The 11,779-nt window shown below is 61.9% G+C and carries 7 protein-coding genes; 6 read left to right on the top strand and 1 reads right to left on the bottom strand.

The window, feature by feature from the left end:
- Positions 1–302: 302 nt before the first annotated feature.
- The 6 genes from HX792_RS04225 (at position 303) to HX792_RS04200 (ending at position 8,803) form a co-directional block, all read left to right on the top strand.
- Positions 303–2,639, top strand: a complete 2,337-nt coding sequence (locus HX792_RS04225) for a bifunctional diguanylate cyclase/phosphodiesterase (RefSeq protein WP_176994912.1) — start codon at positions 303–305, stop codon at positions 2,637–2,639.
- A 408-nt stretch (positions 2,640–3,047) separates the two neighbouring features.
- Positions 3,048–4,271, top strand: a complete 1,224-nt coding sequence (locus tag HX792_RS04220) for a hypothetical protein (RefSeq protein WP_176994911.1) — start codon at positions 3,048–3,050, stop codon at positions 4,269–4,271.
- Between the two features lie 228 nt (positions 4,272–4,499).
- Complete coding sequence (locus HX792_RS04215) at positions 4,500–5,183, top strand: methylamine utilization protein (RefSeq protein ID WP_176994910.1); 684 nt, start codon at positions 4,500–4,502, stop codon at positions 5,181–5,183.
- Positions 5,167–7,515, top strand: coding sequence for an EAL domain-containing protein (locus HX792_RS04210; RefSeq protein WP_176994909.1), 2,349 nt, complete (start codon positions 5,167–5,169; stop codon positions 7,513–7,515). Before HX792_RS04215 ends, HX792_RS04210 begins: the two co-directional genes overlap by 17 nt.
- 5 nt (positions 7,516–7,520) lie before the next feature.
- A complete protein-coding gene (locus tag HX792_RS04205) occupies positions 7,521–8,384 on the top strand; it encodes a DUF3034 family protein (RefSeq protein WP_176994908.1) in 864 nt (287 codons plus the stop codon).
- Positions 8,384–8,803 (top strand): group 1 truncated hemoglobin, encoded by a 420-nt coding sequence (locus tag HX792_RS04200; RefSeq protein WP_176994907.1) that lies wholly within the window; start codon positions 8,384–8,386, stop codon positions 8,801–8,803. The genes HX792_RS04205 and HX792_RS04200 overlap by 1 nt, the downstream gene beginning before the upstream one ends.
- Before the next feature lie 213 nt (positions 8,804–9,016).
- Here HX792_RS04200 and HX792_RS04195 read toward each other — a convergent pair whose 3' ends face one another.
- Positions 9,017–11,434: a glucose/quinate/shikimate family membrane-bound PQQ-dependent dehydrogenase gene (locus HX792_RS04195; protein WP_176994906.1), complete on the bottom strand. Its 2,418-nt coding sequence runs from the start codon at positions 11,432–11,434 to the stop codon at positions 9,017–9,019.
- Positions 11,435–11,779 lie beyond the last annotated feature (345 nt).

The following is an 11,779-nucleotide window of genomic DNA, read 5'->3' as shown; positions in this document are numbered from 1 at the left end:
GCCCTTTGGTTACTTTGGGGCTCTTTTCCAAAGTGACCCGCCGTAAGGGCGGAACCATAAGCCGCCGTTACCCCAATAACGGATATGTACTCACCCCCAGCCAACCCCTTGTCGCCAAAAAACCGCCACTACATTCCCCGGTTTTATTGGGTGCACTTAACCCAAGTCCCAGCTAATCTGCTCAAACCAAATATCCAATTCAAATGGATGTTTTTTTGACGCCAGGTCAGCAGTCGCCAGGGAGGCCTATGACAAAGGGACGTAGTGGCAGAGTCAAGCGAACGCTGCCAGAGGGCACTGCAATGAGGTGGCGCCACACGTTCCAAACCCGCATTGCCGGGGTGCTGGCGCTGTTGCTGCTGGTAGTGGTTGCGGCCACTTACTTCGCAGTCAAGGCTGCCACCGGCCGCGCCGTGGAGAACCAGGCCCAAGTCCAATTGAAAACCGGCAGCCAGGTGTTCGAACGCCTGCTGGACCTGCGTGGCCGTCGCCTGCAATACGGGCTCGATTGGCTTACCGTCGATGGGCCTTTCAAACAAGCCGTGGCCGAGGGCAAGACCGTGCCGATTCTCGCGGCGCTGCGTCGGCATGGCACCGGTATCCGCTCCAGCGAAGTGTTCGTGTTGGGCCTCGACGGCAAAGTGGTGGTCAGCACCTTGCCGATGCTCACACGCGGCGATGCGTTCCCCTATGAAGACGCGTTGCGCAAGGCGCGGCGCAGTGGCCTGCAAATGTTGATCGTGGCCATGGATGGCCGCCCGTACTTGCTGGTGCAGGACGAAGTGCTCGACCCGATGCCCATCGCCCGGGTGATCATGGGCTTTCCCATGGACAAGCTGTTCGCCAGCGAACTGCGCTCCATGAGCAACCTGGAAGTGTCGTTCCTCAGTGTGCAGGACGGTCGCCCCGGCCCGCTGTTCAGTACCCAGCCTGATGCTTACCAGGCCACCATCATCAGCACTTTGCGCGATGCGCACCTGTACCCCGAGCCGCAGATCAACCTGTTTTACGGGCAGCGCGTGCTCAGCCAGGTGCTGCCCCTGGCCAACACTGGCGATGGTGACGAGGTGCGGGTGCTGCTGCAAAGCCCGCTGGACCACGCGCTGGAATCCTTTGCGCCGCTGGACCGGCAATTCCTGGGCATAGCGCTGGCGGTGCTGTTGGTGTCCTTGGCCGGGGCACTGTTTTTGGCGCGGCGGGTCTCGCGTCCGCTCAATGCCTTGGTGGACGCGGCCGAGCGCATTGGCGCCGGCGATTACCGCACGCCGGTGCGGGTGCGCAGCCATGATGAATTCGGCCTGCTCGCCCGGGCCTTCAATGCCATGCAAAGTGGTATCGCCGTGCGCGAGCGGCAATTGGCGCACAATGCCCTGCATGACCCGCTGACCGGCTTGCCCAACCGCGCCCTGGCCATGGAGCGCCTCGGCAGTGCGATCAGCGCGGGTCGCCCGGTGGTGTTGCTGTACCTGGGCATTGAAAACTACCGGGTGATCAACGAAGGCTTCGGCCCCCAAGGCGTGGAAGAAATGCTGCGCGAGGCCAGCCGCTGCCTGTCCATGAGCCTGTTGGCCAGCGACACCGCCGCGCGCATTGCCGGCAGCGAGTTTTTGCTGCTGCTGGAAAACACCGAGATCGACCGCGCCGTGGCCCGCGCCGACCGCCTTTACGGGTTGCTCACCGAGCCCCAGCGCATCGGCAATGATGAGTTGCGCCATGAAGTGAGCATTGGCATCGCCGCGTACCCAGCCGATGGTCGGCAGGTGGAAGAGTTGATCAGCCGCGCCGCCATCGCCCGGCATGATGCGGCGACCTTGCCCGGCTATTTGCAGATTTATCAACAAGACCGCGACCTCGCGCACCAGCGCCAGATCACCTTGATTCGTGACCTGCGCCGCGCCGCCCTCGAGGGTGAGCTCTACCTGTGCTACCAGCCCAAGCTCGATTTGAAGCACGGCCATGTGCGCCAGGCCGAAGCCCTGCTGCGCTGGCAACACCCCACGCTGGGCCTGGTGTCGCCCGCCGAATTCATCCCCCTGGCCGAACGCACCGGCAGCATGCGCAGCCTGACCCAGTGGGTGATCGAAGAAGCCATCCGGCAGATCGCCGAGTGGGGGCAGCGAGGCATGCATATCCAGCTGTCGGTGAATATCTCGGTGGATGACCTGGCCGACGATGACCTGGCGATTCGTGTCACTGCGCTGCTCATGCAGTACGGCGTCATGGCCCAGCAACTGATTTTCGAGATCACCGAAAGCGCCATCATGCATAACCCGCAACAGGCCCTCAGCGTGCTTGAGCAACTGCGTGGTTGCGGCATCAGCTTGTCGGTGGATGACTTCGGCACCGGCTACTCATCCCTCGCGCAATTGCAGCGCCTGCCGGTGCAGGAGTTGAAGATCGACCAGTCGTTTGTGCGCAACCTCGACAGCACCACCGGCGACGGGGTGATCGTGCGTTCCACCATCGAAATGAGCCACAACCTGGGACTCAGGGTGGTGGCCGAAGGCGTCGAGTTCGAACCCAGCCTGAAGCTGCTCAAACAGTGGAAGTGCGACACCGCCCAGGGTTACCTGATCAGCCGGCCATTGAATGCCATGGCGTTCGAAATGTGGATGCGCCGCGAACGGGTGCCCATCTAGAAAACCGCTTCATCCTCCGCCAACAGTCACCTCAAAACGCCCGATGCGCTGCTTCGGGCGTTTTTCGTGGTGGTGGCCTGTTTGAGGTGCAAGTAGAGCGTAAGCACTTCATTGTGTTACTTGCGGTTGCACTGAAATAATTTGGTTTATTTTTGATAATTTCTATAACTGTTTGAAAATAATAAATTTATTCTAAATAAACAAAAGTTAATCTTACTTGGCTCACCCTTTGCACAACACGCCGATGACGGAACACGCTTATTAAAGCAGCGTGTACGCCATATAGTTGTGCCGCAAGAACGCAGGATGCTCGCAGGCGGTACATCCCTTATCCATAACCCTTTCATGCCAAGGGTAGGCGCTCTGCTGCCCACCTTTAAGGCGCTCTATCGCCCGGAGAAAACCGCTATGTCACGAGTTGAATGGCCTGTGCGCCTGATGTTGCTGGTGAGTGCCACTGTGTTTTGCACTGCGTTGCTGGCGGCGGACGACAACCCGTCGCCCAAGCCGTTCGGGCACCTGAGTTGGGCCAGTGACGACGGGGCCAAGGCCCTGGATTTTGGCGGCTCGATTCGGCTCAACCATCGCTACGAAGACTGGAAAACCAGCAGCAATGACCCGGCGCGGTTGCTGTTCGACATTGCCCGTTTTGAAGTCAAGGGCAAGTGGGACCAGTTTTACCTGGACGGCGGCTACACCTTCCAGGACCGCAACCGGCGTTCCATCGAGCACGCCCTGGTGGGCTACAAATTCCAGGACGGCGATGACGTGCAACTGGGCATCGTCTACAAGCCGTTTGGCATTTACCCCTACCCGGAAAACGGCTGGACCTTTCATATCCCGTACTTCCTGGGCTATGCCGACAGCGCGGCGCCGGGCCTGAAATACAGTCACCCGTTGGGCGACTGGAACCTACAGGCGGCGTTCTTTCCACGGATGATTCCGGCCGACCGGCGCTACACCCCGGAAGTCGGCACCTACAGCGACCTCAAGGACAACGCACTGGCCAGCCTGCACGGGCAGGACAATGAAAAGCGCAACCAGCTCGACCTGCGCCTGGCGCGGTCGTGGGGCAGCGATGGCTGGAAGAATGAATCCGGCGTGTCGCTGGCCGGCTCCCAAGTCTACAACGGCACCACCGACCGCAACGGGACCTACTGGGCTGCAGCCGCTCACACCACCTTGAGCAAGGGGCCCTGGAGCGCCCAGTTGATGGGGATCCGCTACCAGTACAACCTGCAGAACCCCGACGGCGTGAGCGACGCCAGTGTGTTGATGGGCGCCAACGCCGCAAGCCCGGCCTACCTGGTGGCGGCCAAGGGCGATGTCGGGTTGCTGAACATCGGCTACACCGTGGACACGCCGCAGCTGGGCAAGGTCAAGAGCGTCAAGTTCTACAACGACTACAGCGTGCTGCACAAAGACCAGGCGCAATGGAACAGCTCGCAGATGGATACCCTGGGTGTGAAGCTGATGGCGGGGCCGATCATCACCTGGCTGGACCTCACCTGGGGCAAGAACGCCAACCCCTACGGCGGCGCGGAAAACGGCACCGGCTGGACCTCGACGACATCATCGGGCAGCAATGAGTGGTACTTCCGCACCAACGTGAATATCGGCTATTACTTCTAACCCCTCCTACAAAGTCCCGATGTCGACTACAGCTTTTTTGAGCCGGGTCGATAACCTCTACAGCGCCTGACCGATTGCATAGGTTTTTGCCGACCAACGGTCAGGTTTCGCTGTGAATTCAATGATGGCAATTGGCCTTATTTGCGGCATCATCTGCGCCGTGACGCCGTTGTTTCGTTTCCGTGCCAAGGCAGGCCGCCCTTTCTTCTTATTTCGCGCGGACCTTGCATGGCCAGGATTTTCCAGCAGTTTTCCCTTGGGGCCGTGTTGCTCTCGGTACAGATCGTGGCCGTTGCGGCGACGCTTGAGGTCTCTGTCCGCCAAGCCGATGGCACGCCGATCAACGATGCAGTGGTGACCCTGCAAGGCCCGGTGGGCGCAGCGGCCGGTGCACTCAAGGCCGACATGGACCAACGCGGCCAGCAGTTCGCGCCCCACGTGCTGGCGGTACACACCGGCACGCAGATCCGCTTTCCCAACAGCGACAACATCCGCCATCAGGTCTACTCGTTTTCCACCGCCAAGCGCTTTGAGCTGCGCCTGTATGAAGGCACGCCCGCTGATCCGTTGCTGTTCGATAAACCCGGTGTGGTGGTGCTCGGCTGCAACATCCACGACTGGATGCTCGGTTACGTCTACGTCACCGACGACCCACGCTTCGGTGTGAGCGATGCCGCTGGCCACGTGAGCCTCGACGGGCTGCCGGCGGGGGCTTACCACGTCACGCTGTGGCACCCGCAACTGGCCGATATGCAGCCCCTCGATGGCGGCACGCTGAATGTGCCGGCCACCGGCCTGCGCCACGAGGTGCGGCTGGCCCTCGAACCGCGTCCGTCCGATCTGCCGAGTGCGCCCGCGCCGACGGCGTTTGGCGATGCCTTCAATCGAGCCGCCCGTGAAACTGCGCAGTAGCTTCCAGGCGCGGGTCGCCAGTGTCCTGATCCTGCTGTTGCTGGTGGTGATCGGGGCGCTGTACTTCAGCGTGAAAGCGGCGACGAGTTCTGCGGTGCGCGGCCAGGCCATGGCTCAGTTGGAGGTAGGCTCGCGGGTGTTCGAACGCTTGCTGGAGGTGCGTGGCCGCCGCCTGGCCGATGGCGTGCAACTGCTGGCGGCGGATTTCGGTTTCCGCGATGCCGTGGCCAGCGGTGATTCGGCGACCATGCGCTCGGTGCTGCTCAACCATGGCAAGCGTATCAATGCCAGCGACATGATCCTGCTCGGCATGGACGGCAAAGTCCTCGCCAGCACCCTCGACGAAGTGCCCGAAGGCTCGGCTTTCCGCTACGACCAGGCATTGCGCGAGGCGCGGCGTAATCGCCAGGCCATGCTGATGGTGCCGTTGCAGGGCAAGCCGCATCTGCTGGTGGAAGCGCCGGTGCTGGCGCCGCTGCCGATTGCGCGAGTGGTGATGGGCTTCAGCATGGACAGCGCGTTTGCCCAGGAACTGCGTTCGTTGAGCAACCTGGAAGTGTCGTTCCTGACCATTGATCGCCAGCAGCCGGGTCAACTGGTCAGTACTCAGCCCCAGGGCTTGCAGGGCAGCATCGTCAACCTGATGTTGGGGGATGCCACGCGGCGCGGCGTGGCCACCACCGAACACCTGGAGCACAGCTTTCTCAGCCAGTCGCTGGTGCTGGCCAGCGATGACGATGGCCAGGTATTGGCCTTGTTGCAGAGCCCGCTGGATGCGGCGATGCAGGCTTTCGTTCCGCTGGATGAAAAGATTCTCGGCATTGCCCTGATCGCACTGATCGCCTCGCTGATCGGCGCCTTGTTGTTGGCGCGGGGAGTGTCGCGCCCGGTACAGGCCTTGGCCCTGGCGGCCGAGCGAATCGGCCAGGGCGACTACCAGACCCCGGTGCACCTCGAACGCAGTGATGAGTTGGGGCGCCTGGCCCTGGCGGTCAATTCGATGCAAAGCGGGATCGCCGAGCGCGAACAGCAATTGGCCCACAACGCCTTGCATGATCGCCTCACCGGCTTGCCCAACCGCGCGTTGGCCATGGAGCGCCTGGGCAGCGCGATTTCCACGCAGCGACCGATGGCGTTGATTTACCTGGGCGTCGACAACCTGCGGGCAGCCAGCGAAGCGGCCGGGCCCGACGCGGTGGACCAGTTGCTGCTGGATGTCAGCCGACGCCTGCAAGCCACATTGCGCCCCGGCGATACCTTGGCGCACCTGATTGCCGATGAGTTCCTGTTGTTGCTGGAAGGGGCCGGCAGCGAGGAAGCGGTGGGCATGGCCGATAAGCTGCAACAGCTGTTGTTGCGGCCCCAGCGCATCAACGGCCATGACTTGGCACTGGATTGCCGCCTGGGCATTGCGGCCTATCCGGCCGATGGCGAAAGTGCGCCCACCTTGCTTGAGCGCGCGGCGATTGCGATGAAAGACGCCGCCCAGATGCCTGGTCGTCTGCAAATCTACGAGCAGGGCCGCGACTTGGCGCACCGGCGTCAGATCACCCTGATTCGCGACCTGCGCCACGCGCCGGGCCAGGGGCAGTTGCTGCTGCATTACCAGCCCAAGCTCGACATTCGCCAGGGCCACGTACGCCAGGCCGAAGCGTTGTTGCGTTGGCAGCATCCACAGTTCGGCATGGTCTCACCGGCGGAATTCATCCCCCTGGCCGAACGCTCGGGCAGCATTCAATTACTGACCCAATGGGTGATCGAAGAGGGCATTCGCCAACTGTGCGAATGGAACCGCCGTGGGCTGTACCTGCAACTGTCGTTGAACATCTCGGCGGATGATTTGCTCGGTGATGAGCTGGCTCATCGCGTCTCGGGCTTGTTGCGCCGCTATGGCCTGCCGGCCGAGCAACTGCTGTTCGAGATCACCGAAAGTGCGGTGATGCGCGAGCCGGAAAAGGCCCTGAAAGTCCTGCACCTGCTGCGTGATTGCGGCATCAGCCTGTCGGTGGATGACTTCGGCACCGGCTACTCGTCGCTGGCGCACCTCAAGCGCCTGCCGGTGCAGGAGTTGAAGATCGACCAATCCTTTGTGCGCAACCTTGATGAAACCAGTGAAGACGCGGTGATCGTGCGTTCCACCATCGAGATGAGCCATAACCTGGGCCTTAAAGTGGTGGCCGAGGGTGTCGAGTACGCCCATAGCTTGCGCCTGCTGGAGCGTTGGCAGTGCGACACGGCCCAGGGTTATCTGATCAGCCGGCCATTGAGTGCCGACGCTTTCGAAGCCTGGGTGGCGTTGCCCCTCAGTGCGCAAACTTCCCTGGTTCATTGAGTGGCATGACGGTGCGATTTTCTCTTCTGGTCGGTTTCCTGGGTGCATTGGCCTTGCAAACAGCCTGGGCCGACAACGGCCGTTTGATCGCCACCGGTGGCGCCAGCAGCATTGAAGGCGCGGCGGGCGGTGGGATCACGCCCTGGGCGGTGCTCACCGGTTACGGCGAGAAGAACGAGTGGGGCGCCACTGCGTTCGCGACCACCGTCAACCTGCCGGACTATCGGCTGGATGTGGCCGGGTTGGCGCTGGCTTATGACAACCGTGTCGAAGTGTCTTTTGCGCGCCAGCGCTTTGACCTGGGCACCTTGGTGCACGCGCTCAACTTGCCTGAAGACCACCTGGGTCAGGACGTGCTCGGCCTCAAGGTGCGCCTGTTTGGCGATGTGATTTATGACGAGCTGCCGCAGGTTTCGTTGGGCCTGGAATACAAGCACCAGACCAATTTCGATATCCCAAGCCTGGTGGGCGCCAAGCGCGACAGCGACGTCGAGGGCTACCTGGCCGCCAGCCGCTTGTTCATGGGCGCGGCCTTTGGCTACAACGTGCTGGTCAACGGCAGCCTGCGCTACAGCCGCGCCAATGAAACCGGCCTGCTCGGGTTTGGTGGCGACCGGCGCGACAGTCGCAGCCTGCTCAAGGAAGGCTCGGTGGCGCTGCTGTTCAACCCGCGCTGGGCACTCGGCGTGGAGTATCGCCAGAAGCCGGACAACCTGTCGTTTGCCGGTGAAAGTGATTGGGCGGATGTGTTTGTCGGCTACTTCCCCAACAAGCATGTGTCGTTTGTGTTGGCGTATGCACGCCTGGGGGAGATCGCCACGCTGGATAACCAGAATGGCACCTACCTGTCTGTGCAGGGGAGTTTTTGATGCGCTTTTTACCCGCGCTGTTTGTGCTGCTGCTCAGTGCTTGTGCGCAACAGCCACCGAAGGATGACAGCCTTTATCGCGACCTCGGCGCCATGCCCGGCATCACCAAGATTGTCGAAGGCATGTTGCTCAACATCGCCCGTGATGAGCGCATCGTCGAGCGCTTCCGGCGCATCGACATCCAGCGCCTGCGCAACAAGCTGATCGAGCAATTCTGCGTCGAGGCGGGTGGGCCGTGCACCTATACCGGCGACAGCATGGCCGAGAGTCATAAAGGCCAGAAGGTCAGTCGCAGCGACTTCAATGCATTGGTCGAAGATTTGATCAAGGCGATGGACAGCGAAGGGATTTCGGTGCCCGTGCAGAACCGCCTCATTGCACGCCTGGCCCCGATGCGCGGCGACGTGATCGAGCACTGATCCCACATGATGCTCAACTGTGGAAGCTGGCTTTTGTGGGAGTCGGGCTTGCCCGCGATTGCATCACCTCGGTGTGGCTGGTAGACAGAGGTGCTCGCATCGCAGGCAAGCCAGCTCCCACAAAAGCCAGCTCCACATTTGTGATCGGTGGTGGGCATAAAAAAGGCGGCTACCTTCATCAGGTAGCCGCCTTTTTGTTACCGCCAGCGAAGCTTAATCCGGCAGTTTGAACGCCATCACGTAGTCGCCCTGCTTGGTGCCCAGGGAGCCGTGACCGCCGGCCATGACCAGCACGTATTGCTTGCCGTCCTTGCCGGTGTACGTCATCGGGGTGGTTTGCGCGCCTGCAGGCAGGCGGCCTTCCCACAGTTGCTTGCCGTTTTTCACGTCATAGGCACGCAGGTACTGGTCCAGGGTGCCGCTGAGGAACGCCACGCCACCGGCGGTGGTGAACGTACCGCCCAGGCTAGGCACGCCCATGGTCAGCGGGATCGGAACCGGCGAGCTGTCGCGCACGGTGCCGTTCTTGTGCATCCAGATGGTCTGGTGGGTGGTCAGGTCGACCGCCGCCACATAACCCCAGGCCGGTGCCTGGCATGGCAGGCCCATTGGCGACAGCAGCGCTTCGAGGATCACACCATACGGCGCGCCTTTGTTCGGTTGCACGCCTTCGGTTTCGCTGACGCGCGGGCCTTGCTTGGCGATGTCGGCGGCCGGGATCAGTTTCGATTTGAACGCCATGTAGCTTGGGTTCACGAACGCGATCTGGCGAACCGGGTCGACGGAAATGCCACCCCAGTCGAACACGCCGAAGTTACCCGGGTAAACGATCGAGCCTTGCAGCGATGGCGGGGTGAACGGGCCGTCGTAGCGCATCGACTTGAAGTCGATCCGGCAGATCAGTTGGTCGAACGGGGTCACGCCCCACATGTCGCGTTCCTTCAGGGGCGGCGGCATGAAGTTCAGGTCGGACTTCGGTTGGGTCGGGGAAGTGTGATCACCGGCCACTGCGCCTTGCGGTACAGGGATTTCGTTGATCGGCACCACCGGTTGGCCGTTGGTACGGTCCAGCACGTAGATGCTGCCTTGCTTGGTCGAGGCCATGACTGCTTGCTTGACGCCGTCAGCGGTCTTGATGTCGATCAGGGTTGGCTGGCCGCCCACGTCCATGTCCCACAGGTCGTGGTGGGTGAACTGGAAGGTCCATTTCACATGGCCGGTGTCGATGTCCAGGGCGGTGAGGCCGGCGCTGTACTTCTCGGAGTCCGGGGTACGGTCTCCACCGTATTGGTCGGGCATCTGGTTGCCCATCGGCAGGTACAGCGTGCCGAGTTTTTCATCCACAGCGAACATGGACCACATGTTCGGCGAGTTGCGGGTGTAGGTCTTGCCCTCGGCCAACGGGGTGGTGTCGTCCGGGTTGCCGCTGTCCCAGTTCCACACCAGCTTGCCGGTGTGCACGTCGAACGCGCGGATCACGCCGCTTGGCTCGTCGGTGGAAACGTTGTCGGTCACGTGGCCGCCGATCACCACCAGGTTCTTGGTCACGGCCGGTGGCGAGGTGGAGTAGTAACCGCCTGGGGCGAAGCTGCCGATGTTGGCACGCAGGTCGACCTGGCCTTTGTCACCGAAGTCTTCGCACATCTTGCCGGTGTCGGCGTCCAGGGCGATCAAGCGGGTGTCGGCCGTCGGCACGAAGATGCGTTTCGGGCACACGGCGCTGACAGGCGTGGCGCTTGCCGAACCGGTAGGGCTCTGCTCGGAGGCGTAGGCCGCGTCATCGTGATACGACACGCCACGGCAGGTCATGTGCGCCCAACCTTTGAAGTTCTGTGCACCCTGGGTGGTGATCTTCGGGTCGAAACGCCAGATTTCCTTGCCGGTGTCCGGGTCCAAGGCAATCACTTGGCTGTGCGGGGTGCACACGTAGAGCATGCCATTGACCTTCAGCGGAGTGTTTTCCGCTGTGGTCTCGCCCGGGTCGTTAGGGCCCGGGATGTCGCCGGTGCGGTAGGTCCAGGCTGGCACCAGCTTGCCGACGTTTTGCGGGGTGATCTGCGCCAGTGGCGAGTAACGATCACCATGGGCCGAACGGCCGTAGGAGTTCCAGTCGCCATCGGCCTGGGTCGGTGCCGCGCTGGCCATGCCAGGCACAGCGTCGCGGTCCAGTTGGCCGGTCTTGACCATTTCACCCGGGTTGGTGAATTGGCTGGCCAGGGCGGTCGCACCGGCCAATACCACGGCGATGCTCAGTGCGCCCGTACCCATTGGCGCAGCTTGGGTGCGCAGCAACGGACGGCGGAACCACGGCAGCAGCATGACGATGCCCAAGGCGAACAGCAGGGCCAGGCGCGGCACCAACTGCCACCAGTCCAGGCCGACTTCCCACAATGCCCACACGGTACTGGCGAACAGCACCAGCGCGTACAAGCCCAGCGCAGCGCGGTGGGTGGCCAGCAGCAAAAGGCCGGTGAGGGCGATGCCGAGACCGGCCAGCAGGTAGTACAGCGACCCGCCGAGCATGCTCAGCTTGACGCCGCCCGCCAGCAAGGCCAGGCCCATGATCAGCAGCAAGACGCCTAGCAGCCTGGGCAGCAGGCGACTTGGGCTCGAGGCACCATCAGTGCTCATAGTGTGTTTCTCCGTGACGTTGGAATTATGTAACCCCGTGCTTCACTGTAGATGACGATTCGGCGCGGGCTTGGTTCAGCGTGAATTCGGTTTTTCTGGGGACAGCGGGGGTTATCCACAGGCGGGCGATTTATCCCCAGGCGCAGCGGGGTGTAAGACAGCGCTGTCTTTACGAGTAGGAATAATCGGCAAGATGGGGTCGACCGGAAGATGAAACGTTTCAGTTTGTTGCGGGCAAGGATAAAGGGAGAGGGCCCGCAGAGAAAGGGCTAATCGCAAGATGCATCATTTCAGATTTGGTAACAGTGACAGAACGTCGCTGCAAAAGACGCCACAAAACCTGTA

Source organism: Pseudomonas sp. B6002, assembly GCF_013385985.1.
Classification (GTDB): Bacteria; Pseudomonadota; Gammaproteobacteria; order Pseudomonadales; family Pseudomonadaceae; genus Aquipseudomonas.
Note: the sequence above shows the minus strand (reverse complement) of the source record. Positions and strands in the feature narration are given on the sequence as shown.